The organism is Paenibacillus puerhi (assembly GCF_009846885.1).
Lineage (GTDB): Bacteria > Bacillota > Bacilli > Paenibacillales > NBRC-103111 > Paenibacillus_G > Paenibacillus_G puerhi.
On record NZ_WUWM01000011.1, the window covers coordinates 1 to 25,906 of the forward strand.

Below are 25,906 nucleotides of genomic sequence, written 5' to 3' on the forward strand. Positions count from 1 at the left end.
GCAGACGTGGTCAACAACATTTTCTTTGAAAAGTTCTATAAGATCAGACTTCATGTGAGCCAATTCATGAAGCGGATCAATAAGCATCCAATGGATACCATCGATCGTCTACTTGTTCGGTTATGATCTTAATTGCGGTTTATATAGATACGATATTCCTATTATCATTGAATTAGCGTAAAGAAATGAACCTGCGTACATAAGGTACTTTGTCTTTTTAGTCATCTGATCTTTGTTGCTTCGCATACACCCTCCGAGGAGTTAAACCAATGGTTTTAAGTATTATTGTTTTAATATTAGTTCTTTGGCTCTTTCATATAACGTCTTGTGTATTCACGAACCCGTCAGGGTTGTGCCGCGCAGCACGGTCCCTGTAGGGACCGAATGATACAGCACCGAGGGCCGAATGGCCCGAAGCGTGAATACGATGTTATGTGATGCCACTGATCTTCTATTACTTGATCTTAACCGTTCTTCCAAACGATCTTGACCTTAACTGTTCTTCCAATTGCTCTTGACCTTAACCGTTCTTCCAATCGCTCTTGACCTTTAACGCTCTTCTAAGTGCTCTTGACCTTTAACGCTCTTCCAAATGCTCTTGGCCTTTAACGCTCTTCCAAGTGCTCTTGACCTTTAGCGCTCTTCCAAATGCTCTTGACCTTTAACGCTCTTCCAAATGCTCTTGACCTTTAACGCTCTTCCAAATGCTCTTGACCATTAACGCTCTTGAACTTGAACTTCAACATGCCCTGGTGGTTTCACATAACGTCTTGTGTATTCACGAACCCGTCAGGGTTGTGCCGCACAGCACGGTCCCCGTAGGGACCGAATGATACAGCACCGAGGGCCGAATGGCCCGAAGCGTGAATACGATGTTATGTGATGCCACTGATCTTCTATTACTTGATCTTAACCGTTCTTCCAAACGATCTTGACCTTAACCGTTCTTCCAATTGCTCTTGACCTTAACCGTTCCTCCAATCGCTCTTGACCTTTAACGCTCTTCTAAATGCTCTTGACCTTTAACGCTCTTCTAAGTGCTCTTGACCTTTAACGCTCTTGAACTTGAACTTCAACATGCCCTGGTGGTTTCACATAACGTCTTTTTCACGAACTTCACAAGATAAACCAAGTTAGTAGGATTGACGTATTTCGCAAAATACGCTTTCCCCTCGGTATTCACGAACCTCATCCTCATCCCTGCTAAATAAAGTCATTATTCTCCCTATAATTATAACTATCTTAATAATAATTGGAAATTATTATTTATCAATCCAATGATAAGAAAAAAGGATCCACCGACTCCGTAGAGTGTGTATCCTCATGGATATTCCGGCTCACAATCGTCTCACTGCTACCGAGCTCGTTAATCTTACTCCAGCCCCAACCGCTATACAAAAGCAAAAAGAGCAACAGAACAACAAAAAAGGCTTAGTCAACCCGATCTCGCAGGTTAACCAAACCTTTCATACTACATACTCATATGTCTCTTGTGCTTACGCGGTACTTATCACAGCGAAGCGGTCCGCCTCTTGTTCGCAAGAATCCCCCTGCGCAATGGGGAAAATCAAGAATCACTTACTATAAAGAAGCTCCCCAATACCAATAGGATGATCCATTTGTAATAACTAGACGATCCAAATATGGTTTACCATCCTGATAATCTTTCAGATCCATAACAATATTATCTGTGTTAATACGAGCAACGCGTATCCTGCCGGGATGCTGCTCAAAATCATGATAGTGTACTAAATCTTGAGTACCGAATAATTGTTTTTCCCCACTGTATTCAGGGTGAAGGAACAATTCGCATCCATTACATATTGTGAGAAACTCAATATAGTCTTCCGGCAAACGGTATCCTAATGTTTGATGAATAGTACTAATTTGATCGCTAGCTGCCGGTTCTCTAAAATTGCATCCATATCGATGAACGGCCCCCATACTATACTGAATCTCTATAAAGCCATCGTTATGGTTTATACGCTCTCTTTGATAAGAGAAGTTCTCGGAAAGATACTTACCGAAAATAAGGAGTACCAGGAAAACCACTATCCAGCTGCTGCTGGCACTCGATGATAGCTTCTCTGGTACCACCCGTAAATAGACCGGCCCCCCAGCCAACTTCCAGACACCAGCCTACTCCCCTTGCTCCTGATAGGCAAACAAAGTCTCGACCGGCTTAAAGTACAGATGTCCGTCCGGCCAAGGCTGAAAATGCAGGTCCATTCTCGACTCCTTCCAGTCCTCGGGCGTGCTTGATGTGGCCAGCTTGCCGGGGAGCACAGGCTCCTCGACGATGGCCGGGAACTCCTGATAACCGAACAGCAGATTCTCATGCAGTCCGATGATCTCATATTTGGGACCGTGAAACGCCCGCTCTTCCTGCAGCTGATAATGATAATAAACATAGCTTGCCACCATCTCAGGCTTCAGGTGAGCAACTCTCCCGACTTGCCGCTCGACAGGAGCCTTCCGCCGCCAATGGTCAGCATCCTTCGGCGCATTGAAGTGAAACACATCGATCAGAGGGATCCACTTCCGCGGCTGTTCTTGTCCCGGCCAATCATCCAGGAAGTCCGCCGCCCCCGGCAGGAGTTCTTCCGGAGTAAGCTCATCCTGCATACATTCATAATAAAGAAATACGTTCCGGTTCCATCTGAAGCCTGCGGCTGTCATTAATCGGCCTTCCTGAACGAGCCGTCCCGCTTCTCCTCCGGTTCGCAGGTAAGCTGTGCCCGCCTCGGCTTCTGCATGTAACTGAGCTCTTGCCATCACTCTGATCATGTCTTCGCTCCTCCTTCGGTTGTAACTCGATAACTCTACTCTGACTCGGTGCCTCAGACGCTTCCGCTTCCGTCAAGTCAAAGCTTCCCGCAAATATCATCCAGAATGCGCTTGGCCAGCTCTTCGACCGGCACAGCACCGATGTCGCCCTCTCCCCGCTTGCGAACGGATGCCGTGCCGGATGCTTTCTCTTTCTCCCCGATAACCAGAATATACGGTACCTTCATCATTTGGGCGTCCCGGATTTTATAACCGAGCTTTTCGTTGCGCCCATCTACCTCCATCCGGATGCCCGCCTTCTCCAGCGTGCGTTTGACCGCTATCGCCTCATCCAGATAGTTATCGGACACCGGCAGCACCTTCGTTTGAACCGGGGCGAGCCATACTGGGAAAGCGCCGGCATAGTGCTCCGTTAATATGCCGATAAACCGGTCAATGGACCCGTACACCGCGCGGTGAATCACGACCGGCCGGTGCTTCTGGTTGTCATCGCCTATATACGATAAATCAAACTTCTCAGGCATCTGGAAATCGAGCTGAATCGTACCGCACTGCCAGCTTCTTTTCAAGGCATCGAGAATATGAAAGTCAATCTTCGGGCCATAGAAGGCGCCGTCTCCCTCATTGAGGCGGTACGGAATGCCCCGACGGTCGAGCACACGGCTTAATGACGCCTCGGCTTGGTCCCACAGCTCCTTCGAACCCATCGAGTCCTCCGGGCGGGTGGACAGCTCTACGTGATAGTCGAAGCCAAAAACTTGATAGATGCGATCAATCAGCTCGATTACCCGTCCGATTTCCTCTTCGATCTGATCGGGCCGAACGAACAGGTGGGCATCATCCTGGCAGAAGGTGCGCACCCGCATCATCCCGTTCAACGCCCCAGAAAACTCATGCCGGTGAACCTGACCATACTCGGCCAAACGGATCGGAAGCTCCCGGTACGAATGAAGACTGTTTTTGAAGATCAGCATATGGCCCGGACAGTTCATCGGCTTCAAGGCGAATTTCGTCCCGTCTACATCCGTGAAGTACATGTTATCCTTATAGTGGTCCCAATGACCCGACTGCTCCCACAGCCTGTTGTTCATCATTAGGGGCGTGCGCACTTCGTCATAATCACTCTGGCGCTGCAGCTCGCGCTCGAAGCCTTCCAGCTCCCCCCTGATCGCCATCCCCTTCGGCAAATAAAACGGCATGCCCGGCGCTTCCTCCGAGAACATAAACAGGCCGAGCTCCTTCCCCAGCTTGCGATGGTCGCGCTGCCGGGCTTCCTCCAACAGGCGCAGATGATCATCCAGCTGCGCTTGCTTCGGAAACGCAGTCCCATAGATGCGCTGCAGCATCTTGTTCCGTGAATCGCCCCGCCAATAAGCACCCGCGACGCTAGTCAGCTTAAACGCCTTGATCCACCCCGTAGAAGGAAGATGGGGACCGCGGCACAGATCTGTGAATTCCCCCTGCTCATATACGGTGAGAACCGCATCCTCCGGCAGATCCCGGATCAGTTCCAGCTTGAGCGGATCCTTCAAGCGGGCGAATAGCTCCTGCGCCTCCGGTCGGCTGACGATACGGCGAATGATCGGTAAATCCTCCTGGACTATCCTCTTCATTTCCGCCTCGATCGCGGCCAGATCATCCGTAGATAACGGCTCCGCCATGTCGATGTCATAATAAAAGCCGTCCGCGATGACAGGCCCGATCCCCAGCTTCACGGCATCAGCGCCATAAATACGGCGTATGGCCTGCGCCATCAGATGCGCCGTACTGTGCCTGTAAATGTCCAACCCTTCCTTGCTGTCCAGCGTAACGATCTGCAGCGTTCCGTTCTCCTGAAGCGGGCGATCCAGATCAACCGGTTTTCCGTCCAGCAATCCTGCCACAGCTTGCTTTCTCAAACTTGTTCCCAGCGACGCCGCTACTTCCCCGACCGTCGTTCCCACAGGATACCCCTTGCTTCCACCGTCTGCCAGCTTCACTTGAATGCTCATGCTTGACTTCCTCCGTTTCCGAATCATTTCTTGAGTAATTGGAACGCAAAAAGACGCCTCTATCCCGCCAAGGGACGAGTGCGTTCAGCTCGTGGTTCCACCCTCATTCGACCTGCAGCGTCCGGATCTCCGGCTAGTGTCGGAACATCCCTCAGAATGCGAGGTCCTTATTCGGTATCCGGTATCGGGGATCATCCGGTGCCGCTTACTGCCGCAATGGAATCATGCTTCCTTACGGGTTCAACGCCACGGCTGCAAAGGGGTAATCCGGTATCCGGCGCTGAAGAAGCTCTCAGCTTTCGCTTCTCTCTCTGGGCAGTCCGCGATAAGAGATCATGTCTTTGGTCATAGCCTGTTTGTTCGTGATGGTTTTCATCATAAGCATGCCCGCCGCAATTGTCAAGATACCAAAAAGCCCTAACCGGATTCCTATGCTTGCCGACCGGAATCCTATATAATAAAGAGCGAAAGAACAATCGTCACTTACGTTTAAGGGGGATCGGCGTTCATGCTGCATATTAAAGAACTTCGTTCCGGCCTGTCCATATTCAAAGCACTGGGATCGGACATACGCATCGAAATACTGGAACTGCTCGCCAAGCACCAAAGCTTGAACCTCAACGATTTGGCTACCTACCTCAAGTTAACCAATGGCGCGGTCACCATGCATATTAAGAAGCTGGAGGACAGCGGCCTGATCCGGATCGCGACGGCCGTAGGCAAGCACGGCGTTCAGAAGATCTGCTATCTGAATGAGGACAAGCTGATCGTGGACCTGCGCGGCCAGGAAACCGATAATCTGTACGAGGTCGAGATCAAAATCGGCCATTACAGCCACTATCAGGTCGTTCCTACCTGCGGGCTGGCTACCCGGGACAGCATCGTCGGAGAGTTCGACGATCCGCGCTTCTTCGCGGACCCACGCAGGATCGAGGCGCAGATCCTGTGGCTTTCGGAAGGATTTCTGGAATACCGGATCCCGAATTATATCAAGCCTAATCAGTCCTTCAAGGAACTCCAGTTCTCCTTGGAGCTTGGCTCGGAAGCGCCGGGGTACTGCAACAACTATCCTTCAGACATCTACTTTTCTGTCAATGGCGTGGAGATCGGGTATTGGACAAGTCCCGGCGACTTCGGGGATGTCCGCGGTACCTTTAACCCGGAATGGTGGCCGACGAACTTAAATCAATACGGGCTGCTCAAGCTGATCCGCGTCAATGCCGAGGGCAGCTTTATCGACGGCAGCCGAATATCCGACATCAGCTTGACCGACCTCATGCTTGATCACAAGAGCGAGCTCGTTCTCCGGATCGAGGTAGGAGAGAAATCAAAAAACAAGCGCGGCTTCACGCTCTACGGCAAGTCCTTCGGCAATTACAACCAGGACCTGCTGGCCCGGGTGCTGTATACAGACACGGATCATCCGTAGTCAAGCGACCTCCTCTTGCAAAGCGCCAAAGCTTGGCCAGATTCCTCTCCTTACGACAGTACGACGGTACGGCAGGCAGCTGCAGCCGAGTTACAGCCGCAAATGCCTCTCCCTAACCAGGGAAAGGCTTTTTGGCGCGCTTGCTTATGCATGATCGGCCGCAAGTACTTGAAGCCGGCCTTCTTCTTACTCGTCGCCTTCTGCCCAGTGCTCGGTGCAGAACGCCTGCAGGACTGCCAGCTCGTCATCCTCCAGGTCGAAGTCGAGATAGCTTTCCGTCGTTCTCTCATGTATATCGTATTTCAAGATGCTGCCTTGACCGGCTTCCACCCGATAAATAACCCGAATATACAAGCCCTTCTCGGAATACAATTCGTCGTCCTCGGGCACCTCGATATCGATGATAAATTCATATCGCTTCCCTTCCAAAATCCCGAAAGGGTCCTTCACAGCTTCTACACTATAGTCCGCTACGGTAAACATGCAATCATCCTCTCTTGACATCCTTCCTATCTTACCACAACTGAAAGTTTAAAATCTAACGGCTGGTCAAAACTTCAATCCCCCACTACAATAGACTAAGCAGCCGGAAACGGCTGGCGCAGTCAGACGGCAAGGGTGGTATCTCGTATGTACATAATGACGAAAGAAGAATTACAAGCGTATTTGGCCCGCATCGGGCTTACCGACGTCCAGGCCCCTTCGAAATCCTACTTATTCGCTCTGCACAAGGCTCATGTAGAGCGGTTTTCCTGGCAGACCATCGACATTTTTGCAAGAAAACCCGCACCGATCGGCTTTCCAGAATCCGTTCAGCTTCTAGGAAGCGGCCGAAGCGGATATTGCTTCCATCTGAATGGAGCGTTCGGCAGCCTTCTCCATTCGCTCGGCTTCGACGTACGTCTGCACCGAGCCGGCGTACAGCCGTTAGGCGCGGAGCCTCGGGTGAATTCCTTTCACCTGGGACTGACGGTCCATCTGAAAAATGATCAACAGGAGGAGGAAATCTGGATAGCCGATGTCGGACTTGGCGATATGCCTTTCGAGCCTCTCCCCCTGCTTGTCGGAACATACGAGCAAGCCCCTTATACGTATAAGGTTGCTTCTTCCGGCGTAGCGGCAGGCGGTTGGCGCCTGGAGCATGATCCATTGGCTTCCTTCATCGGGGTGGATATCGCTCCCGAGCCCCTCAGTACGCTGGACGAATTTATACCCAAGCATGAGTACTACAGCCGTTCGCCCGAATCCCCCTGGTATGACATGTTCCTGGTCAGACAGAGGCATGCGACGGGTAGTCACGAGCTCCGAGGCTGCATATGGAGCAGTCGAGGGCTAGACGGATTGGTGAAAACCGAGCTTCTTACCCAATCCCAATGGCTTGAGGTGCTGGCCGATTACTTGGGAGAAAAGCTCGTCGCCTATAGTCCGCACGAACGGGCTGAGCTATGGAACCGGGTGCAGGCTGCGCACGAGACATGGAAACGGAGCAGATCCGAGTAGCCTTGACGACATGACAGGTCCCCGCGCCTCCACTTGCCCATAATCAAAAGCAAAAGGCGCAGTCCTGCCAGGGCTGCGCCTTTTGCTAGCTTGTAGCTCGGTATTTACTTGAACAGCACTTTATCGACATTGTATTTGGATCTAAGCGTATTGATCGCATAGGTTTCGTAGATTTCCCTATCGAGCGGGTTCTCCACCAGACAGACGTCAATTTTGCTGACTTCGTTCCGATGGTCCTTAATATCCGATACCGTATCCTCGAAATGCTTCTTGATACGCGGTCTGAGCTTCCTTGCTTTACCTACAAACAACAGCTCGTCCTTGTCATTGTAGAACATAAAAATACCGCCCTTGTCTCGCGGGATCAGGTGAAAATCCGTAAACCCGTAAATATGACTTAGCTCAGGGGCCGCTTGTTTGCTAATGGATACATCCGGTGCGGGTATAGTGATTTGAATCACGATCTTTCACATCTCTTTCCATTGTCCATATAGATCTACATCGTATCATATCTCCTGCGCCAAGGCCAGGACAGGCTATCCCTTATAGCGGATCAAGCTGGACTGCAGCCTGCTTGCCGCTAAGCTGGATGCCCGTTTTTTTGCGCCCTACCGCGTTCAGGCTCTTCATCAGATCCTCCAGCATAGCTTTCGCTCGTTCGCCATCCGCTTTGCCCTGCAGCCGGACGACAAACAGCGCCGAATCTCCGGATTTCAGCACGCGTTCGGCTTGCTGCCGCTTGGTGTCGAGGTCATGATCCTCGATACCCGGGGTCAGCCGGATTTCCTTGACCTTGGCCGGACGCTCCTGCTTGCGGGCTTGCTGGGCGCTCTCCCGGGCTGCTCCTGCGCCGATCAGTCGGCAGGGAGGCGGGCTGCTCAGCAAGGAGTCGCAGACCAGGTCAACCTTGAGCTTGCGGGCCATGGACAGCGCTTCGGCTGTCGGTACGATGCCCAGATCCTCGCCGTTCACGCCGGTCAGCTGGACCTCCGAGGCTTTTATTTTTTCATTTTTAATCATTGTGAACCCTCCCGCTTTTTCGTTATAATGAGGCTTACCGCATCAAGCTGAAGAAATCGACGCCAAGGAGAATTCGCCAATGAACCGCAAAGAAATCGAAGAAGAAGTAATCCGCAATTATCAGCGCGACGAGCAGATGATGATTCTGGTTTTCGCTCAGTGGTGCATCAACCATGGACTGGATCCCGCCGAGCTGTATGCCCGTGCCTATCCAGGACAAGCCCCGAACCCGCTGCTCGGACAAGTCCTGGACCTTACCGTTCCGAAGGAAGAGTCCTCGGAGATCCTCGACGACACGCTGCTCGGTGTGTTGTCGCTGTTCGGCAACGACGACCTGGCCTACGTGGTGACGGAGGAAATCGCGAATCGCAAGAAGTCCGCTCGCCCGTAACGACCCGCGCTGCCTGCTAAGAGCATATCGGTAATAACCTGACGGAAGCATCCGTCAGGTTCAGGTGGCACGATCCGGCCATCGTCCTTCCCGGCACAGACTCATGACTTATGCTGTTTCCAATCCGCGCTGCTGTTGTTCAACAAGTATTCGAAGTCGTTTTCCAGACGTTTTTTCTCCGCCTTGCGAGCTTCCTCTTCCTGCTTGCGCTGGGCTTCCCGGCGCTGCTGCTCATCCGCCTTCATCGAGTCGGCCTGAGCCTTCAGCTTGTTTACGATATCCGGATTCAGCAGATCCTTCAATGTTGCCGGCTTGTCAACTGCTGCAGGCGCCTCAGCCGTATGCCTTCCTTTTTTCTTTGCCATACCTCTCACCTCAATCTCCAGATAGATCCCTACTCTATTGCTTCAGAAGGCCGCGATAGATGCCGGGAGTCGAACCCTCGATGACGATCGCACCGGCATGCTTCCGGTAAAATTCTTGAGGTCCCGCTCCGCCTATCACGGCGTAACCGTACCCAAGTCCTCTCATCGCATGAAGCGAGGCAAGCAGCAGCGCCTTCCCGGCTCCCAATCCGCGCAGCGTGGCGTCCACGCCTGTCGGGCCGAAAAAGTTTTTGCACGTCGCTTCATAGCAGGCGAATCCGGCGAGCTTTCCTTCCTTGATAGCAATATAGCAGGATACCGGCTGATTGGCAAAAGCCACGTCGCATTCGCTGGCCCATCCGCTGCCGAACTGCTCGCGCACCCATTCGACCACGACATGCTTCTCTGGAGCAAGCGCGCGCCGAATGTCGATCCCTGCTTCCGAAGCCTGCTTCAGAACCGGCTCCAGCTCCGGGAGCTCATATAATTTGACCAGCATATCTGACATGCTCGGGTTCCTCCAATCGTTAACGCTGATGGGCTGCTCGTTTCTATTATAGATCAAACCTCGCGCAGCTACATCTCTTTTTCTGAACTCCTCATCAATCTACCAGATTAAGTCATGTTTGTGTCTGTCAATCAAGGGCATGTTCCTGTAGAATAGCATCATTCCCGATCATATCAGGTGAGTGAGACGAGGAGGAGTGTGGACCATGACCAAAGAAATGAAGGCGGATTGCGTCATCCTGGGAGGTGGCACCGGGGGCTTCGCGGCCGCCCTGGCTGCTGCCCGGCTGGGCAAACGCGTGATCATGACGGAAGAAACCGATTGGATCGGAGGGCAATTAACGAGCCAGGCCGTGCCTCCCGATGAGCATCCGTGGATCGAATCATTCGGCTGTACGCGCAGCTACCGGCAGTTCCGGGAAGGCATACGCAGCTATTACCGCCGCCATTTTCCCTTGTCAGCGCAAGCCTATGCCAACCCTCTGCTGAATCCCGGCAACGGCGGAGTCAGTCGCTTATGTCAAGAGCCGAGGGCGGCGCTGGCCGTTCTGCAGCAGATGCTGGCTCCGTACGTACACAGCGGTCGTGTAAGGATTCTGACACGCCATCGCATCGAATCCGCAGAGACCGAGGGAGACCGAGTCCGCTCCGTAACCGTGCGCAGTTCGTTCAGCGGCGACCGCTGCGTCTTGACGGCCCCCTACTTCGTCGATGCTACGGAGTGCGGGGATGTGCTGCCTCTGACCGGCACCGAGTATGTGACCGGAGCCGAGTCCAAGTCGCAAACGGGCGAGCCGCATGCGCTGGATGGAGCTCCAGATCCGCTGGATATGCAAGGGTTCACGCACTGCTTTGCGATGGACTACCTTCCGGGTGAGGACCATACCATCGACAAGCCGGCCCAGTATGCGTTCTGGCGGGCATATAAGGCGGACTTCTGGCCGGATAAGCTGCTAAGCTGGACCGGCGTCAAGCCGAACACGCTGGAGCCTGTGCAGTATGAGCTGTTTCCGGGGACCGACCGGTACTCGCTGTTCCATTATCGGCAGATTGCCGATCAGGCGAACTTCGTGCCCGGCGCCTATGACAGCTCGATTACGCTCGTCAATTGGCCTCAAAATGACTACTGGCTCGGTCCGGTGTTCGAGGTGGACGAAGCGGAGCGTGAGCGTCACCTGGAAGGGGCCAGGCAGCTTAGCCTGTCGCTGCTCTATTGGCTGCAGACGGAGGCTCCGAGACCCGATGGCGGCCAGGGATACCCCGGCCTGCGTCTGCGCCCCGATGTTGTCGGCACCGAGGACGGATTAGCCATGTACCCCTATATTCGCGAGTCCAGACGCATCCGCGCCGAGTTCACGGTCGTCGAGCAGCATCTGGCGGCTAATCGCCCGGACGGCAAATCCGAGGCCTACTACGACTCGGTCGGGATCGGCTGTTACCGGATCGATCTGCATCCGAGCACGGCAGGCCGCACCTATATCGACGTCTCCTCGCTGCCCTTCCAGATTCCGCTCGGCAGCCTGATCCCCGAGCGCATGGAGAACCTGCTGCCGGCATGCAAAAACCTGGGCGTCACGCATATTACGAACGGCTGCTACCGGCTTCATCCCGTCGAGTGGAACATAGGCGAAGCCGTAGGTTCCCTCATCTCCTACTGTCTGGACAGGGATGTATCGCCGCGGGCCGTACGCAACGGCGAGCAGGAGCTGGCTTCCTTCCAGGCGCTGCTGCGTCAGCAGGGCGTTGAGCTGGAGTGGCCGGTCATCCGGGCCGTATAGCGATAGCGATAAGCGTCAACAGCAAACAAGCTAAATCCCGTTATGGCGGATTTAGCTTGTTTTGCTGCGCTGTCTGAGCGGCCCGCGGGCCTGAGCCTGACGGGCTGCTGCGCCTGCAAAGCTGAAAGTTTTATAAAGCGGCCTTTTCCTCTACGCTGCCTTCCTGTGCTGCACTCGCTCTTCCGGCCCCGCTTATATGCAGACGGCGGGTCTCCCTTTCGCTTAGCATCAGCCCCGTTCCAAGCGCCGTGCAAGCGAGGGGCTGCTCCGCCGTATGCACCGGAACTCCCGTTTCCGTGCGGATGCGCTCCGCCAAGCCCTCCAGCAGCGCGCCGCCTCCGCAAAGCATGATGCCGTTCTCCACAACGTCGCCGGCCAGCTCCGGCGGGCAGCGCTCCAAGGTGGCGCGGATCGCCTCCACCAGAATACCCAAAAACTCCTCCACCACCTTATAAATTTCCCCGGAGGTCAGCTTGATCTGGCGGGGCAGCCCCTGGACAAGATCGCGCCCGCGGATCTCCAGCGTTTTCGACGCTGCCGCCGCATTAGCCGTACCTATCGTCTTCTTGATATGCTCAGCCGTTCGCTCGCCAATCTCCAGATTGTACTGCCGCTTCACATAATCCATGATGTCCCGGTCGATCGACATCCCGGCGCGCGGTACCGTATGGCTGGCTACAATCCCGCCGAGCGAAAGCACCGCCACCTGGCACGTGCCGCCCCCAATGTCAAGCACCAGATAGCCGGCAGGCTCCTCGATCGGCAAGCCTGCGCCGAGCGCTGCGGCCAGCGGTTCTTCGACCGCTATCGCCTTTCGGGCTCCCTTGTGAACGATCGTCTCCTCGACAGCCCGCTTCTGTACGTTGGTAATGCCGCATGGCACGGATATGTATACTTGCGAACCGCGCAGCAGCGACTTGCGTCCCTGCACCTTGCGGATAAAATGCTGCAGCATCCGGCTCGTCATGTCGAAGTTGGCGATGACCCCATTGCGCAGCGGGTACGTGAGCTCTACATGCGCCGGTGCGCGTCCGATCATAGCCTGCGCTTCCGCTCCCACTGCCAGCAGCTCGCCGGAATTCTGATTCATCGCAACGACGGAAGGCTCGTCAAGCACGATTCCTTTGCCGCGTTGATAGATCACTGTATTGGATGTGCCCAGATCAATGCCGTAGACGTTTTCAAATTTCTTGAACATCCTGATTCTCCTCCTTCATGTAGGTCAGACCATGCCAGGCGGGAGGCAAGTCCAGCAATAGACCTTCATACTATTCTGCTGAAGCGTTGATTTTGAGGGGAGAGCAGGAAAAGTTTCGTTCGCGCCAGCGACCCGCTAATGCCCAAAAAGCCCGGTTTCTCTAGGAGAAACCGGGCTTTTCGGAGGTATTATTTGGCACTCGATTTGTACCACTCGTTAGCTGCTTTGATCATGTCCGTACCGCCTTCCGACTTCCACTGAGCCAGAAATTGATCATAATGATCCAGCGGTTCCGCTCCGGTGATATACTTGATGAACGTATCCTCAGCCAGCTTCTGAAGCTTTTGCAAATTTTTCGAAATATCCGGAATAGGAGGAGCCAGCATCAAGGCGTCCGAGTACATGATTCCTTTCGCATTCTCCTGATACGTTTCATAGTATTTCTGAACGAATTCGTTCTTCCGGACCCGCGCCTGCCAGTAAATCGGATAATTTTTCTCATCCGTGCCCGTCAGGTAATCGCTGCCGAAGTTCCATTCATCGTTGAATTTGGGCAGGATCGGGTAATACTTGCCGTCCTTCACCTCATGGTGCACGCCCTCCGTGCCGATCGCGTTCCCTTTGAAAATCTCTTTGTCCAGCTTCAAGTCCAAATACTTCATCGCTTCGTCTTTATTGGGCGCCCACTTCGGAATGGCGATAAACCAGGTGATGCCGCCGGTGCCAACCTGGGACGGCTTGCCGTCATTCCCTTTCATGTAAGGCAAAATCCCGACCTTCCCGTCCGGGAAGTTTTTAGTCAGGGCCGCATGGATATTAGCCGCGTCATACCAGCCGGCACGGTACATAAAGGCTTTGCCGCTCGTAAATTTCTCCAGCAGCTTATTGGATTGGTTAATCGCCCATTCGGCATCGATCAGCCCTTCGGTATACAGCTTCTTCATGAAGGCCAGGTACTCCTTCGTCGCCGGGTCCTCCACGTAGTGGATGATCTTCCCGCCTGCTTCCTTCCAATAGGTGGTGGGCCCATATTGCCAACCGAAGGTAGAAGCGATTTCCGCCTGGAACGGGTCTTTCCCGCCTGTCATCGGAGTTACATTTTTCTTTTCCTTCACCGTTTTGAGCACCGCATACAGCTCGTCACGGTTCGTCGGCGGCTTCAATCCAAGCTCATCGAGCCAATCCTGGCGGTAGACCAACGCGGTCCCAGTCGAGACGCCCGCTCCGCCTTCCGGGATCGCATATATTTTCCCGTTCAGCTTCGCGCCGTTCCAGGCCGCTTCCCCGATCACTTCCTTCAAATTTTTACCGTACTTCGCGAGCAGCTCGTCCATTGGCTCCAGCGCGCCCGCTGTGGAAAGCTTGGAGAATTGGTTCGCATTCAGCTTCATAAAGTCGTAAGGCTCTTTGTTGGCCATCAGGAGGTTCAGCTTTTCTTCGGCATTTTCGACCGGCAGCATGTCGTACTTGACGTCATAGCCGGTTTTTTCCTTCAGGTATTTGCCGACGATATCCGTGTTCGGATCGAAGCGGTTATATTGCATCAATTGACGCAGCTGCGGCTTTGGCTTATTCGGATCGGCCGTCTGCGAATCCCCAGGCTTTTCCGTAGTTGCTCCAGGCGCTGGCGCCGTGCTTCCTCCGCATGCGGTTACCGAAACTGCGATGGCCATTGTCGTCATAGCTGCCCACATTTTTTTATGCTTCATGGGTAAACCTCCCTTTTTGAGATACCTGCCTGTAAACCTTCAAGCTTCTCTCGCTGGAAATTGGACGCTATCGTTCGAGTTCCCGAGCTCTGCAGCTCGTCTGCCGGATCACCTCCCGATCATGCTAACCTAACCCCAAGCACCGCTCTGGTGCAGGCTCCCTATTCCTTCACCGAGCCGATGAGCACCCCTTTGACAAAGTATTTCTGCAGGAACGGATACACCAGAAGAATAGGAAGCGTAGCCAAAATTATCGAGGCCGCCTGAATCGCTTGAGGAGCGGTATTCATGGCCGCATCGTATGAATTGCCGGCTTGCAGGAAAGCATCGCTGGATGAGACGAACAGCTCCTTCAGATACAGCTGCAGCGGCTTGCGCTCCGGCGAATTGATATAGATCAGGGAAGCGAAGTAATCATTCCAGAAGGCGACTGCATAGAACAGCGCGATCGTGGCCAGCACCGGCAGCGACAGAGGCAGCGTAATCCGCCACAGGATCGACAGATTGCTGGCTCCATCCAGCTTAGCGGATTCCTCCAGGCTGTCCGGAAGACTCTCGAAGTAGCTCTTGATGATCAGCATATTGTAGACGCTGATCATCGCGGGCAGGAATAGAACAGGCAGCTTGTCGATCAGATGCAGGCTCTGCATGAGCAGATACGTCGGGATCAAGCCGCCGGAGAACAGCATCGTGAAGATATACATCAGGATGAAAAACTTCCGGCCCCGCAATCTCGTCTTGGACAGCGGATAAGCGGCGAGCGTTGTCATCGTCAGAGCGAGCAGCGTCCCCAGCACGGTCACAGTCAGCGATACCTTCAGAGAGCCGAGGAACGTCCCCTGGGTCAGCACGTAGCCGTACGTGCCGAACTGCATATCGACGGGGAACAGATTCACCATGCCGGAGATCACGGCCGCCTCGCTGCTTAGCGACTTCGCGATCAGATTCAGGAAAGGGATGATCGTAGACAAGCCCAGCAGGATGAAAAATACGATATTCGCAACGTGAAAAACCTGCTCGGAGGTTGAAGCTCGAATGCCGGCGCGCCGTTTCGGCAGGGCAGCCGATGCGTCGGTCTGTATAGGGGCGGTTTTCATAATAGCGCTTCAGCTCCTTCCTACCAAATGCCTCGCTTCAAATACCTTCGACTTAAATAATTGCCTGTTAGGATCAGGATGAAAGCGATGACCGATTCGAACAGTCCGACAGCGGTCGAGAAGCTGTAATCCTGTTCCCCAAGTCCGATCCGGTATACGTAAGTGCCGATAATATCGGCCACATTGTATACGCTCGGATTATACATCACGAGTACCTGCTCGGTTCCCGCCTCCAGCACGGAGCCCAGACGCAGGATGAACATCAGCAGAATGATCGGCACCAGCCCCGGGAGCGTAATATGCAGCGTCTGCTTCCACTTGCCGGCTCCGTCCATCTTCGCCGCTTCATATAGCTGAGGATCAATACCGGTCAACGCGGCCAAATAAACGATCGTGCTCCATCCGACTTCCTTCCAGCCCGCCGAGGCGACCAGCACCGAGCGAAACACCTCGCTGTCCAAGAAAAATTTAATCGGCTCACCGCCGAACGCTACGATCCACTTGTTGATCATCCCGCCATTCACCGATAGCAGATCTATAAACAGTCCGCTTACGATGACCCAGGACAGAAAATGCGGCAAATAGACGATCGTCTGTACGGTTCGTTTGAATATCATATTCTTTAATTCATTCATCATGATCGCTATGATAATGGGCAGCGGAAACAAAAACACAATCTTGTAGACCGAGATCAGCAGCGTATTGCGAAACACTTGCAGAAAGCTGGCCGACGTGAACAGCTTGTCGAAATGCTTCAGGCCCACCCAAGGGCTGGCAGCCATACCCTCGAAAATATTAAAATCCTTGAAGGCGATCACAATCCCGTACATCGGCGTGTACTTGAACAGAAGCAGGAATGCAATGCCGGGCAGCAGCGCAAGATAGAGATCCCAATCTTTGCGAATATCCAAAGCGAGCCGCTTGACCGCGCCTGTCCCGGCGCCGGAGCCCTGATTTGAGGCGGATTGTAAGCTCATGCGGCTTTCCTCCCTTGTGGTTTTTCCTAGTGCGGCGCGGATTTGTTATTAGTGTAAGCCTGACGGAGATCCTGCGGTAGAAGACGACGATTACCTTTTTCGGTACTTTCATGTTCTCTTCGTCCGGAGACTGTCGGAGGCTGCCAGCAAGTTGTCATCGGATTACCGAGAGCGGTCATGATTGTACCGGTGGCGCATGGACGAGACAAATCTTGTGCCCCATATCAAAAAGCCCACCTCAGGCTATTCGCCAAAAGTGGGCTTCGCTCCCTTGACAGGGGCTTCTTATCCGCTACGCGTGTTGAAGAGCGCCGGCTTTAGCCGACAGTCTTCTCCCTTCTCCATGCGGGATAAATAACGGGGTACCAATAGGCTCATCCAGCAGCAGGACGCCCGTCACTTGGGCGAGCGTCATCGCAACCCGAGTTCCCTGACTGACGAGCCTCATTTCATCTCGCGAGGCGTTACGCCCCAATACTTGCGGAAAACCTTCGTGAAGTAGCTGACGTCGCGATAGCCGACGAGATTCGCCGCATCATACACCTTCGCGCCCTTCTGAAGGGCCGTCTTGGCCCGCTCCATCTTCCTCTCCAGCACATAGGTCGAGAACGGCTTGCCGGTTTCCTGCTTGAACAGCCGGCTCAGGTAGGAGGAGTTCACATACAGCCGGTCCGCCACCGTATGCAGGGTGATTTCCTTATCGATCTCCTCCTCGACCATATTGAGAATCCACTTCACCGTATGGTGGCTGACCGCTTTCCGCTGACACGTGACCTGGGCGATGATACGCTCTACGCTGCGGTAAAGCCAGCTCCGTATCTGCTCCTTAGAGGCAAGGAGCTGCGTATTTTGAAACAGCACGTAATCGTCCCCGGCAACCTCCTTCACCCGCCAGCCCTGCTTCTGGATAATTCGCACCAGAATGCCTCCGAGGTAAAGCACATGCTCGTGAACCTCATCCAGCTGTTCCGCCTTGCCAAGTCCCAGCTCCCACAGCTCGTCGGCTGCGGCACGCGCTTTGTCCATGTCTCCCGTCTCCAGCGCGATCTCCAGCGCCTTCTCCAGGTTCGGCTGCACCTCCAGAACCATAGGATCCGTCTGCCGCTCCTCCCGGTAGGGAATAGCAATACCGTGGCCATACAGCTTCCGGTTCTGGAGCGCTTTACCCGCCTGCGCATACAGCTTGCTCACGTCCTCCCAGCCCCCCGTGCTGCCGCTGATCCCTGCGCTAGCCGACACCTTTAGAAATTCCTTCACCTTCGCAAGCAAGCGATCCACTGTCGTATTGACCCGCAGCAAATGCGGGTTCGGTTCCTCCTCTTGCGGGGCGTAGAACAGAACAACCGTCTGCTCGTTCGCATCCGTGCATACCCAAGCTGCCGCCTGCTGGAGCAGCTCCGTTACGATGCTGTTCAGCGAGAACAGCAGCAGCGGACGGTCCTTCGCGCTGAACCGCGTCTCGCCTTCCGGCAGCGGATCCATGTCCAGCACGACGAGTACGTATTGCCAGTCCGGCTGAAGGTCGATACGCACGTCATGACTGTACTGCGACACCTCCCACAAGTCGTACTTGCCGCTCAGCCAATGCTGCATGAAGACGTTGCGCAGGTAGGGCAGATGCTGCTCCCATCTTTCCTCCAGCTGCATCTGACGATTGAGCCGCGCAAGCTCTCGGCGCAGCTGCTCCGCCGCCTCCAGAACGGCCTGCACAATCTCATGCTCGCCAGCGGGCTTGAGCAAATATTTGACTACGCCTAGCTCGAGCGCGCTTTGGGCAAACTCGAAGCTGTCATGACCGCTCAGGATGATCAGCTTAACCATCGCATCCCGCCGCTGCAGCTCGCGCGCCAGCGTGATGCCGTCCATCTCAGGCATCTGAATATCCATCAGCACGATATCCGGCTTCTTGCGTTCAAACAGCTGCAGCGCCTGCAGCCCGTTCTCCGCCATGCCGACAATCTCGATATCATGCTCCTCCCAGGGGATATTATAGGCCAAACTGTTGCGCAGCCGGGCTTCATCCTCTACGATCAATACATTCATGCGCCTCTCACCTCATGCGGTTTGACGGGACCCTGCGTCTGCGGCCTGAACTCATCCTTGCAGCGATCGAGCGGTAGAAGGATCGTTGCCGTGGTCCCCTCTCCCTCGCTCTCGACTGTCAGTTCCGCATCAGGGCCGTACCAAATTTTAATTCTCGACTTGACGTTTCGAAGCCCATACAGATCCTTAGCGCCATGCTCCAGGTAAGATAGCGGTCCTGCCTCCTGCTCGGACCGTTTCCCCAGCTCACTGCGTATATAGCTCAGACGCTCGGGAGAAATTCCTTTGCCATTATCCTGTACGGCGACGATCAAGCGGCCGTGCCGGATTCGGCCGGATATGAGCAGCTCACCGTCTTCCCGGGAGTCGAGCCCATGCAGAATCGCATTCTCCACGAGCGGCTGTAGCACCAGCTTGAGCAGGGGCACCTTCTTGGCTTCCTCCTCCAGCTCATAGCTGACCGTGAACGAGTCCAGGAATCGGAGCTGCTGCACGCGGATGTAATAATGCAAATGAGTCACCGTCTCCTCCAGCGTGAAGGTTTCGCGCCCTTTTCCGAGGCTAAGCCGGAAGAAGCTCGACAGGTTCAATACCATCTCGCTGATTTCGTCAGCATCGTAATTTTTGGCGGTCCAGTAGATCGAATCCAGCGTGTTGTACAGAAAGTGCGGATTGATCTGAGACTGCAGGAACTTTAGCTCCGTATGCGCAAGCCGCAGCTGCTGCTCGTAATAGTTCTCGATCAGATACTGCTGCTCCTCCACCATCTTGTTGAACGAACGCGTCAGAAATCCGAGCTCGTCGGACCGGTCGTTCTCCAGACGAATATTGAAGTTGCCGCTGCCGACCCACTTCATCCCCTTCATCAGCCGCTGTACGGGAGAGGCGATGCCGCTATAGACGGCCCATGAAATCAGCAGTGCCAGAATAACGCTGACAGCAATGATGACGTACGTATACATTCGCGTGACCTTCGTCTCCCGGTACAGCTCCGCCTTCGGCTGAACCAGAATAAGCGACCACTTATAATACCGGGAATCTACCCGTACCGTAAATTCCTCAGCGGAGGCTTCCTCGGCCTGCCTCAACTCCTGCCCCCGGCTTCCGGTGCCCGTAACCAGCTTGCCTTCGTCCGAATACAGGTAGATTTGCGCATGAGGCGACGGCAGCAAGGATCGGATCAGATCGAGCAGCTTCTCTTTATTCAGACCGATGATCAGCAGGTTCGGATCCCGGTCGGGATTGTTCAGATCCATGGTTCTCACAAGCGAGATACTGTTCGTACCTGTCACGGAACCGAAGGTTTGTTGCTCGGGAAAGGGCGTATCCGGCATCATATACACAATGCCCGTTCCCTTCGTTTCGGCAATCGTCTGCAGCTCCAGAAGATGCAGTGGCCTCTCAATCCGTTTGCCCCCTTGGGTCGTAGACAGCAGCATGCGCGACGGAGCGTGAAATAACGCCGCGTGCGAGATCAAATGATTGATCGAGGTTAAGCTGGACAACTGCTTGACCATATCGGCAAAATTCACATAAGACTGAGCCGTCAGCGTCGGTCCGACCTGATGAAGCAGCCGCAGCATATTAGGGTCCGTTGCGACAAGCGTAGAAAACTCCTCCACATTTTGCAAAGACAGATCGATATAGTCCATGGACGACGTCAACGCGCCCCTTGTCCGCTCCTCCGCCTGCTTCAGCAGTACGGCTTGGGACCGAAAATTGACATACAAGCTTACGATGACGAGCGGCAGCAGCAGCAGCAGGAAATAAACAGTGAGGCGCAGTTGTATTTTTTGCGTGTATTGGTTGTAGAACCATGCGAACATGCCTTCACCTCTCCCGTTCATGCGCGGTTTGGTACCATTCGTTCACTTCCGTCGTGATCTCAAGGCCCCCCTCCCGCTCCCACCACTGCACATACTCCTCGAATTGCTCCAGCGGGGTAACTCCGACGATCATACGGATAAATGCACCCTGCAGCTCGGAGAGCTTCTGGTTGTATTTACCCATCGCCGGCGTCGGCAGGCCGTTGAACCGGTTAGGAATCAGGTTCGACTCAATCCGCAGAAGGTTATCGTACAGATTGAAGTGCTTGCCCAGAGAATCCAGTCTTTGCTTCGTAATCAAAGGCTCGGGAACGTCAACCAGCGATGAGTATATTCCCCGGTAAATATGCCGCAGGTGCTCCTCGAAGTTCGTCTCGATCTCATCGCCCGATGAGCGCCACACCTCGTTCTCAAAACCAAGCTTCAAGGTGGAATGCCCCTCCCCCGCGATGAAATTCAGCACACGGATCGCCTCTTCCCCATGAGCGCTATGCGCCGGAATGACATTGTACTCTCGGACTAGGGGATTGGCGTACGTTCCGCTCTTGCCGCCCGGACCGACCGGGTATTCGAGCGGTATCCACTCGGCGCTTGGATCGCTTTTCAGATGAAGATCCAGCGGTCCCCGCGTATCGTACCAGGCGGCCGAGAACATCCCCACCTTGCCGGAGACGAGCTTCTGCTCCAGATTCTTGTTCTTATTGATAGGAAACTCGGGATCGATTAATCGCTCGGCGTACAGCTTGTGGAGAAATGCAAGCGCTTGCTTCGTCTGAGGCTGTACATCCGCGAAGACGAGCTGGCCGTCCTTCTCGAGCCACTGGCCGAGCTGCACCCCGAACGCGCCGAAGAACGGACCGGTCCGGCCCAGATTTTCAGTCATCAGCAGCCCGATCGTGTCATCCTTGCCGTTGCCGTCCGGGTCTTCAAACGTAAACGCCTTCAACACTTCATAATAGTCATCCAACGTGCGGGGCGGCTTCAAGCCTAGCCGGTCCAGCCAGTCCTTGCGCGCATAGATCAGCTCGACTCCCCTCGCCTCGTTGATACTCGGTATCGCATAGATGCGTCCGTTATAGGTCACATTGTCCCAGGCCTCCTGCGGGATCCGGGCCAACAGGTCGGGGCCATGCCGCTCAAGCAGCTCGTCCAAGGGCATGAGCGCCTGCTGCTTTACGTAGTTCGCAACCCATACATCGCTATGAACATTCAACAAATCCGGACGATTGGACGATGCCATGATGACATTTAATTTTTCATCATAGCCTTCGGTCGGCGGCATCAGAATGCGCAGCTTGACCTTCGTCCCGTTCTCCAGATAATCCAGATAAGGGTTATCGTTCTCGTGAAGCCCCTCAGGAAAAGCTAGTCCCAAACTATCGAGTACGATGGATACGGTCGGCCTATCGGTGCTATCCGGCTCATTCGCTGTGCTCGAAGCCATATCCGACCATTGGTTGCCTGCATATAGCGACAGAATGCCGACTCCCGACAAGCCGGCCAGCACAAGAGCAAGCCGGTATAAGGTTCGCTTCTTCAATGGACGACTCTCCTTTGCCGTTCGGACTTGGATGACGTTGTTTTACGACTGCGGAGCCTGGTTCGGTGGGATGCGACAAGGGGGAGTTACATGTTAGACTGGCCAAGAGGCGAACCGAGGCTCTCCTAAGCGAATCGCGGCCTTCAGCAAATCGCCGAAGACCGCGTATTGAACGATGGTAAAGAGATGCCGCAGCCTAGCGGCCGTTCAGCAGCTCCCGGCAGGGGTGCTGCGCATAGCCGCATAATCGGAAAGATGCTCGCACGCCGCCGGCACCGGAACCGAATGAACCGAGAGGAGCTTGCCCTCCCGGAAGAAACAGCGATGGTCGTAACAAGTCTCCTCCTTCAGCATCAGCGGTAGAAAATCAGGCAAATTGGCTGCCAAGCCCGTATTATCCGGATGCAGAATCCACTCGATCGTCTTCCAGTCCAGGATGCCTTCATCCGTCTTAACAGGTGTAGGATAAGGAAAATCAGGGCTGACCATAGCCGTATACAGGTACATACCCCCGGGCGCGCCCGCTTCGCTTTCCCAGGTGACCAAGCCCTTAAAGCGGAAGTCTTCTTCTCGCAGGACCATGCCGGTTTCCTCGATGACTTCCCTTCGGATAGAAGCCCGCGGCGCTTCCGATTGATGAAGCTTGCCCCCGACGCCGTTCCACGAGCCCATCCAAGCGGAGCGTTCCCGGTTCAGCAGCAGCAGCTCCTGATCGCGTTGAATAAAACAGATCGTATAGGTAAGCATGCGGTCTCCCCTCCAGTCTGCAAGCTGCCATGGAATATGAATTAGACCTTCCAGGCCTGGTTAATCAACGTCATATGGATGTGATCTTCCCAATTTCCATTGATGTTCAGGTACTTCTTGGCCAATCCTTCCGGTACAAAACCGAGCTTCTCCACCACTTGAAGCGATGCTTGATTGCGCGGCATAATATTCGCTTCGATCCGGTGCAGGTTCAGTTCCCCGAAAGCAATTTGAATCACCTTCTTCAAGGCTTCCGTCATATAGCCCTGATTCATTTCGTCCCGGTCCAACCTGTATCCCAGATGGCACGAATGAAAGCTCCCTCGTATGATATTGTTTAAAGTGACAGAGCCGATAATACGGGGCTCCGCCTCCTCCTTCTTGCGCAGCCATAGCTTATACAGCTGCCCGGCCGCCATGCTCGCCTCCTCTTCGCGCAGCATCCGGCTCTGGTGATCCAAAGTATAATATTCCTCCGTTCTAATCGGCTCCCAAGGTGCTAGAAAATCCCGATTTTTCTGTATGAATGCAAGAACCATGCCTGAGCTGCTCTCATCCAGTCCCTCCAACAGCAGGCGTTCGGTTCGAAATCTAACCATCGTACTTCTCATCAGCGTCATCCTGTTCGCGGGGACTGCCACTTCCGTCCCCTTATTTGAGTATCTATGTATGTTGAACTTATGATGGTAACATTCGGCGAGATTTTCATCCGCAATTTCCATCATGTGCTTACAAGCCTGAAATTCCTGCGTGATTGCAGACGTTTCCCCTCCGGAAAGCCATTTATGTAAAAAAACTGCACGTGGGCATGTTTCCGATCCGAAATGGGGCCAGGGACGCTTGACGCTTATTCCTTTCGTCAAGAGCTTGTCCTGTTGTCATCGGCCGATCCCTTATCTACCTATACGAACGCGAAAGCGAATTTGTTCCGTCGTCCTTAATTAAAGCTGAAAAGGTTCTATCCTGACATACCAGCCGCTCCAGAACCACGGCTACGCCTTCCTCGTCATGGGAAACGGTCACTTCCTTGGACAATTGTTTCAACTCCTCGATCGCGTTCTGCATGGCAACCGGATAGCCGCAGTTCCGAAAGAGTCCGAGATCATTGTAATCGTCTCCAAATACGATCGTTTGCTCCAGCCCCATCCCCCATAAGTCGCATAGCTCCCGAAGCGCAGCGTCCTTGGATACGTCCTTGGCCATGACCTGCATAAGCGTCCCCTGATCGGTAACCATGACATGGACCTGATGTCCGAATCGCTCCATCCATGCTTGAGGATTCCGAACACCGGTAAGAAGCAGCTTCGTCGGCTCCTGCTCCATCAGCCAGGAGAAGGGTCTGTACTCCGGTCCGGAAGCAGCACCCAGCGAGACGTAATCGATGGAATGGCAGCTGTACCAGCAGTCCAGGATCTCCAGGCTCACCCGAATCTCGGGATCATCCTCCGCAAACTTCAGAAGCTCACGATTATGCTCCACGGGAATCCCTATATGCCGATCCCGCCCATCGTCAAGCCTGAACAGAGCTCCGTTATAACAAATGATGGCGCAGTGCCGCAGCAGCGAAGCGGGAAGCAGCTCTTTCACCGCTCTTGGCGGACGTGCGGTGGCGATCACAAGCTTTATCCCCTGCCCCGCTAAATGAAGCAGCACCTTCAGCGTGCGCGCGGTCAGCTCCTTCCGGCTGTTGAGAAGCGTCCCATCCAGATCCATTACGACAGCAGAGAACAAGACCATACCCTCCCCCTATGATTGAACAGACCGTCATCATCCTCTTCCAGATAATGACGGTCTGCATCTAGCGATCGAATCAAGCCGCCGCTTACCGTCTTGCGGCGGAAGCTTTATACTGAATCAGGCCGAATCCGATGCCTACGGGATCGACTAGATAAGCCAAATAAAAATGGTCGAACTCCATCTTGTCGCGGACCATCTGCCCGCCGCTTTCCAGCGAATGGCGAATCGCCTCGTCCATATCGTCTACCTCGATCTGGAGGCGGGTGCCATGCGGATAATCATGCGGTCCCTTGGAGATACCGCCATCGATGCCAAGCTGATCGGAAGCGCCCGTCGTGACCGGATGATACCCCCAGTTCGGCTCCGCTACCTTCCAGCCGAATACTTTCGAATAAAAAGCAGACGCTCGCTCGGGATCTTGACTGTTCAATTCAAACCCTATAACTCGTCCCATCCTGTCCCCTCCGTGGAAATAATGACTATTTTTAACATTATAGGACGAGTTAATATTTGTCAATCTGCACCTGTATTCCTGCTGCTTCTGCTTATTATCAGCTTGGCCAAAACAAACGCATGTCCCATGAACATGAACAGGCTAATCAGGATCAGCGTCATCAGCAAGCTGAGGCCTTCGGCATTTTTATCGGTGAGATATAGGTACGCGGAAGCCGCTCCTAGCCCCGCAAGCAGCACGCCGAATCCCGCTACAAACCTTATTCGGTTCCGTATGGTCCGATCCAAGCGACCCCCTCCTATTCTCCAGCCTTGCACCTGCGCCGGGAGTGAAAAGGCCCTGCAAGCCCTAGCTCTCCCGTGCAAATAAGATGTAATCGATCGATGCCGGCTCCCTATCGTCAATCCGCAGCAGCAGATTGATCTGGCCCCGGTGATACATGCCGTGAAGTGCGACATGACTGAGAATGTCGGCGAGAGGGGTTTGAAACTCCGTCCCTTGTGAGTTGCGGTATACGACCGGGGCAGCCAGACGCTGATCGTCGATCTCTGCCAGCAAGGCTTGATAGCCTTGTCCGTTTGCCTGTACCAAACTTTCATAAGCCTGAATATCCGGCTCCGGCCAGATGGCAAACGACGATGTATCTTCCCCGCGAATCCGGGACAGCCATATTCGCTCCGCGCCCAGAACATGAGCGAACAGCTTCTGGGCCTTCGCGCTGTCCTCCCCTAGAGGACGAAGAGCCTCCACAATCTTCACATTCGCCCATTCCATATGCTCGAATATCCGCTCCCATGTTTTCACCTGGCC

26 protein-coding genes are annotated in these 25,906 nt (G+C 54.2%); 4 read left to right on the forward strand and 22 right to left on the reverse strand.

What is annotated here, in order from left to right; genetic code table 11:
• Nucleotides 1–1,581 precede the first annotated feature (1,581 nt).
• The 3 genes from GSF01_RS11590 to thrS all read right to left on the reverse strand — a co-directional run bounded on the left by GSF01_RS11590 (nucleotide 1,582) and on the right by thrS (nucleotide 4,778).
• Entirely contained in the window at nucleotides 1,582–2,124 is a 543-nt protein-coding gene (locus tag GSF01_RS11590) for an SMI1/KNR4 family protein (RefSeq protein WP_159884108.1), read from the reverse strand.
• A gap of 15 nt (nucleotides 2,125–2,139) precedes the next feature.
• The gene (locus tag GSF01_RS11595; RefSeq protein ID WP_159884110.1) at nucleotides 2,140–2,787 is read right to left on the reverse strand and encodes a hypothetical protein; all 648 of its coding nucleotides are present in this window, start codon (nucleotides 2,785–2,787) and stop codon (nucleotides 2,140–2,142) included.
• A gap of 77 nt (nucleotides 2,788–2,864) precedes the next feature.
• Nucleotides 2,865–4,778, reverse strand: a complete 1,914-nt coding sequence (gene thrS, locus GSF01_RS11600) for a threonine--tRNA ligase (RefSeq protein ID WP_159884112.1) — start codon at nucleotides 4,776–4,778, stop codon at nucleotides 2,865–2,867.
• A gap of 508 nt (nucleotides 4,779–5,286) precedes the next feature.
• Here thrS and GSF01_RS11605 point away from each other — a divergent pair.
• Nucleotides 5,287–6,207 (forward strand): ArsR/SmtB family transcription factor, encoded by a 921-nt coding sequence (locus GSF01_RS11605; protein WP_159884115.1) that lies wholly within the window; start codon nucleotides 5,287–5,289, stop codon nucleotides 6,205–6,207.
• 186 nt (nucleotides 6,208–6,393) lie between these two features.
• Here GSF01_RS11605 and GSF01_RS11610 read toward each other — a convergent pair whose 3' ends face one another.
• On the reverse strand, nucleotides 6,394–6,690 hold the full coding sequence (locus tag GSF01_RS11610; protein WP_159884117.1) for a DUF6509 family protein: 297 nt from the start codon (nucleotides 6,688–6,690) through the stop codon (nucleotides 6,394–6,396).
• A 147-nt stretch (nucleotides 6,691–6,837) separates the two neighbouring features.
• On the opposite strand from GSF01_RS11610, the gene GSF01_RS11615 reads away from it, so the two are divergent.
• Entirely contained in the window at nucleotides 6,838–7,707 is an 870-nt protein-coding gene (locus tag GSF01_RS11615) for an arylamine N-acetyltransferase family protein (RefSeq protein WP_159884119.1), read from the forward strand.
• 104 nt (nucleotides 7,708–7,811) lie between these two features.
• Here GSF01_RS11615 and GSF01_RS11620 read toward each other — a convergent pair whose 3' ends face one another.
• Complete coding sequence (locus GSF01_RS11620; protein ID WP_159884121.1) at nucleotides 7,812–8,168, reverse strand: nucleotide excision repair endonuclease; 357 nt, start codon at nucleotides 8,166–8,168, stop codon at nucleotides 7,812–7,814.
• An 82-nt stretch (nucleotides 8,169–8,250) separates the two neighbouring features.
• On the reverse strand, nucleotides 8,251–8,727 hold the full coding sequence (gene infC, locus GSF01_RS11625) for a translation initiation factor IF-3 (RefSeq protein ID WP_159884123.1): 477 nt from the start codon (nucleotides 8,725–8,727) through the stop codon (nucleotides 8,251–8,253).
• Between the two features lie 79 nt (nucleotides 8,728–8,806).
• Between infC and GSF01_RS11630 the strand changes: the two genes are divergently transcribed.
• Nucleotides 8,807–9,118: a hypothetical protein gene (locus tag GSF01_RS11630; RefSeq protein WP_159884125.1), complete on the forward strand. Its 312-nt coding sequence runs from the start codon at nucleotides 8,807–8,809 to the stop codon at nucleotides 9,116–9,118.
• Between the two features lie 101 nt (nucleotides 9,119–9,219).
• On the opposite strand, the gene GSF01_RS11635 is transcribed toward GSF01_RS11630, so the two are convergent.
• Nucleotides 9,220–9,483: a YqkE family protein gene (locus GSF01_RS11635; RefSeq protein ID WP_159884127.1), complete on the reverse strand. Its 264-nt coding sequence runs from the start codon at nucleotides 9,481–9,483 to the stop codon at nucleotides 9,220–9,222.
• A gap of 34 nt (nucleotides 9,484–9,517) precedes the next feature.
• The gene (locus GSF01_RS11640) at nucleotides 9,518–9,991 is read right to left on the reverse strand and encodes a GNAT family N-acetyltransferase (protein ID WP_159884129.1); all 474 of its coding nucleotides are present in this window, start codon (nucleotides 9,989–9,991) and stop codon (nucleotides 9,518–9,520) included.
• A gap of 205 nt (nucleotides 9,992–10,196) precedes the next feature.
• Here GSF01_RS11640 and GSF01_RS11645 point away from each other — a divergent pair, with 205 nt between their 5' ends.
• Complete coding sequence (locus tag GSF01_RS11645) at nucleotides 10,197–11,768, forward strand: FAD-dependent oxidoreductase (RefSeq protein ID WP_159884131.1); 1,572 nt, start codon at nucleotides 10,197–10,199, stop codon at nucleotides 11,766–11,768.
• A gap of 130 nt (nucleotides 11,769–11,898) precedes the next feature.
• Here GSF01_RS11645 and mreB read toward each other — a convergent pair whose 3' ends face one another.
• The 14 genes from mreB to GSF01_RS11715 form a co-directional block, all read right to left on the reverse strand.
• Nucleotides 11,899–12,966 (reverse strand): rod shape-determining protein, encoded by a 1,068-nt coding sequence (gene mreB, locus GSF01_RS11650; protein WP_159884133.1) that lies wholly within the window; start codon nucleotides 12,964–12,966, stop codon nucleotides 11,899–11,901.
• A 188-nt stretch (nucleotides 12,967–13,154) separates the two neighbouring features.
• Entirely contained in the window at nucleotides 13,155–14,675 is a 1,521-nt protein-coding gene (locus GSF01_RS11655) for an extracellular solute-binding protein (RefSeq protein WP_159884135.1), read from the reverse strand.
• Between the two features lie 161 nt (nucleotides 14,676–14,836).
• Nucleotides 14,837–15,772, reverse strand: a complete 936-nt coding sequence (locus GSF01_RS11660) for a carbohydrate ABC transporter permease (protein WP_201305368.1) — start codon at nucleotides 15,770–15,772, stop codon at nucleotides 14,837–14,839.
• Nucleotides 15,773–15,792: 20 nt separating this feature from the next.
• The gene (locus GSF01_RS11665; protein WP_159884137.1) at nucleotides 15,793–16,749 is read right to left on the reverse strand and encodes an ABC transporter permease; all 957 of its coding nucleotides are present in this window, start codon (nucleotides 16,747–16,749) and stop codon (nucleotides 15,793–15,795) included.
• Nucleotides 16,750–17,041: 292 nt separating this feature from the next.
• Nucleotides 17,042–17,197 carry a hypothetical protein gene (locus tag GSF01_RS11670; protein WP_159884139.1) on the reverse strand — a complete coding sequence of 52 codons (156 nt, stop codon included), beginning with the start codon at nucleotides 17,195–17,197 and terminating at the stop codon, nucleotides 17,042–17,044.
• Complete coding sequence (locus GSF01_RS11675) at nucleotides 17,194–18,792, reverse strand: response regulator transcription factor (RefSeq protein WP_159884141.1); 1,599 nt, start codon at nucleotides 18,790–18,792, stop codon at nucleotides 17,194–17,196. The genes GSF01_RS11670 and GSF01_RS11675 overlap by 4 nt, the downstream gene beginning before the upstream one ends.
• Complete coding sequence (locus tag GSF01_RS11680; protein ID WP_159884143.1) at nucleotides 18,789–20,618, reverse strand: cache domain-containing sensor histidine kinase; 1,830 nt, start codon at nucleotides 20,616–20,618, stop codon at nucleotides 18,789–18,791. The genes GSF01_RS11675 and GSF01_RS11680 overlap by 4 nt, the downstream gene beginning before the upstream one ends.
• A gap of 4 nt (nucleotides 20,619–20,622) precedes the next feature.
• Entirely contained in the window at nucleotides 20,623–22,158 is a 1,536-nt protein-coding gene (locus GSF01_RS11685) for an extracellular solute-binding protein (protein ID WP_235941415.1), read from the reverse strand.
• Between the two features lie 207 nt (nucleotides 22,159–22,365).
• The gene (locus GSF01_RS11690) at nucleotides 22,366–22,905 is read right to left on the reverse strand and encodes an NUDIX hydrolase (protein WP_159884145.1); all 540 of its coding nucleotides are present in this window, start codon (nucleotides 22,903–22,905) and stop codon (nucleotides 22,366–22,368) included.
• Between the two features lie 41 nt (nucleotides 22,906–22,946).
• Complete coding sequence (locus GSF01_RS11695) at nucleotides 22,947–23,504, reverse strand: GNAT family N-acetyltransferase (RefSeq protein ID WP_159884147.1); 558 nt, start codon at nucleotides 23,502–23,504, stop codon at nucleotides 22,947–22,949.
• Nucleotides 23,505–23,802: 298 nt separating this feature from the next.
• Entirely contained in the window at nucleotides 23,803–24,642 is an 840-nt protein-coding gene (locus tag GSF01_RS11700; RefSeq protein ID WP_159884149.1) for an HAD family hydrolase, read from the reverse strand.
• Between the two features lie 85 nt (nucleotides 24,643–24,727).
• Nucleotides 24,728–25,096 carry a VOC family protein gene (locus GSF01_RS11705; protein ID WP_159884151.1) on the reverse strand — a complete coding sequence of 123 codons (369 nt, stop codon included), beginning with the start codon at nucleotides 25,094–25,096 and terminating at the stop codon, nucleotides 24,728–24,730.
• Nucleotides 25,097–25,155: 59 nt separating this feature from the next.
• Nucleotides 25,156–25,383: a hypothetical protein gene (locus GSF01_RS11710; protein WP_159884153.1), complete on the reverse strand. Its 228-nt coding sequence runs from the start codon at nucleotides 25,381–25,383 to the stop codon at nucleotides 25,156–25,158.
• 61 nt (nucleotides 25,384–25,444) lie between these two features.
• The gene (locus tag GSF01_RS11715; RefSeq protein WP_159884155.1) at nucleotides 25,445–25,900 is read right to left on the reverse strand and encodes a DinB family protein; all 456 of its coding nucleotides are present in this window, start codon (nucleotides 25,898–25,900) and stop codon (nucleotides 25,445–25,447) included.
• Nucleotides 25,901–25,906 lie beyond the last annotated feature (6 nt).

Coding starts and splice junctions, on each gene's coding strand:
- GSF01_RS11665 (WP_159884137.1), bottom strand. CDS start 16,749: ATGAGCTTACAATCCGCCTCAAATCAGGGCTCCGGCGCCGGGACAGGC.
- GSF01_RS11640 (WP_159884129.1), bottom strand. CDS start 9,991: ATGTCAGATATGCTGGTCAAATTATATGAGCTCCCGGAGCTGGAGCCG.
- GSF01_RS11655 (WP_159884135.1), bottom strand. CDS start 14,675: ATGAAGCATAAAAAAATGTGGGCAGCTATGACGACAATGGCCATCGCA.
- GSF01_RS11660 (WP_201305368.1), bottom strand. CDS start 15,772: ATGAAAACCGCCCCTATACAGACCGACGCATCGGCTGCCCTGCCGAAA.
- GSF01_RS11680 (WP_159884143.1), bottom strand. CDS start 20,618: ATGTTCGCATGGTTCTACAACCAATACACGCAAAAAATACAACTGCGC.
- GSF01_RS11615 (WP_159884119.1), top strand. CDS start 6,838: ATGTACATAATGACGAAAGAAGAATTACAAGCGTATTTGGCCCGCATC.
- GSF01_RS11695 (WP_159884147.1), bottom strand. CDS start 23,504: ATGGTTAGATTTCGAACCGAACGCCTGCTGTTGGAGGGACTGGATGAG.
- infC (WP_159884123.1), bottom strand. CDS start 8,727: ATGATTAAAAATGAAAAAATAAAAGCCTCGGAGGTCCAGCTGACCGGC.
- GSF01_RS11670 (WP_159884139.1), bottom strand. CDS start 17,197: ATGAGGCTCGTCAGTCAGGGAACTCGGGTTGCGATGACGCTCGCCCAA.
- GSF01_RS11675 (WP_159884141.1), bottom strand. CDS start 18,792: ATGAATGTATTGATCGTAGAGGATGAAGCCCGGCTGCGCAACAGTTTG.
- GSF01_RS11700 (WP_159884149.1), bottom strand. CDS start 24,642: ATGGTCTTGTTCTCTGCTGTCGTAATGGATCTGGATGGGACGCTTCTC.
- thrS (WP_159884112.1), bottom strand. CDS start 4,778: ATGAGCATTCAAGTGAAGCTGGCAGACGGTGGAAGCAAGGGGTATCCT.
- GSF01_RS11610 (WP_159884117.1), bottom strand. CDS start 6,690: ATGTTTACCGTAGCGGACTATAGTGTAGAAGCTGTGAAGGACCCTTTC.
- GSF01_RS11705 (WP_159884151.1), bottom strand. CDS start 25,096: ATGGGACGAGTTATAGGGTTTGAATTGAACAGTCAAGATCCCGAGCGA.
- GSF01_RS11605 (WP_159884115.1), top strand. CDS start 5,287: ATGCTGCATATTAAAGAACTTCGTTCCGGCCTGTCCATATTCAAAGCA.
- GSF01_RS11630 (WP_159884125.1), top strand. CDS start 8,807: ATGAACCGCAAAGAAATCGAAGAAGAAGTAATCCGCAATTATCAGCGC.
- mreB (WP_159884133.1), bottom strand. CDS start 12,966: ATGTTCAAGAAATTTGAAAACGTCTACGGCATTGATCTGGGCACATCC.
- GSF01_RS11645 (WP_159884131.1), top strand. CDS start 10,197: ATGACCAAAGAAATGAAGGCGGATTGCGTCATCCTGGGAGGTGGCACC.
- GSF01_RS11635 (WP_159884127.1), bottom strand. CDS start 9,483: ATGGCAAAGAAAAAAGGAAGGCATACGGCTGAGGCGCCTGCAGCAGTT.
- GSF01_RS11690 (WP_159884145.1), bottom strand. CDS start 22,905: ATGCTTACCTATACGATCTGTTTTATTCAACGCGATCAGGAGCTGCTG.
- GSF01_RS11595 (WP_159884110.1), bottom strand. CDS start 2,787: ATGATCAGAGTGATGGCAAGAGCTCAGTTACATGCAGAAGCCGAGGCG.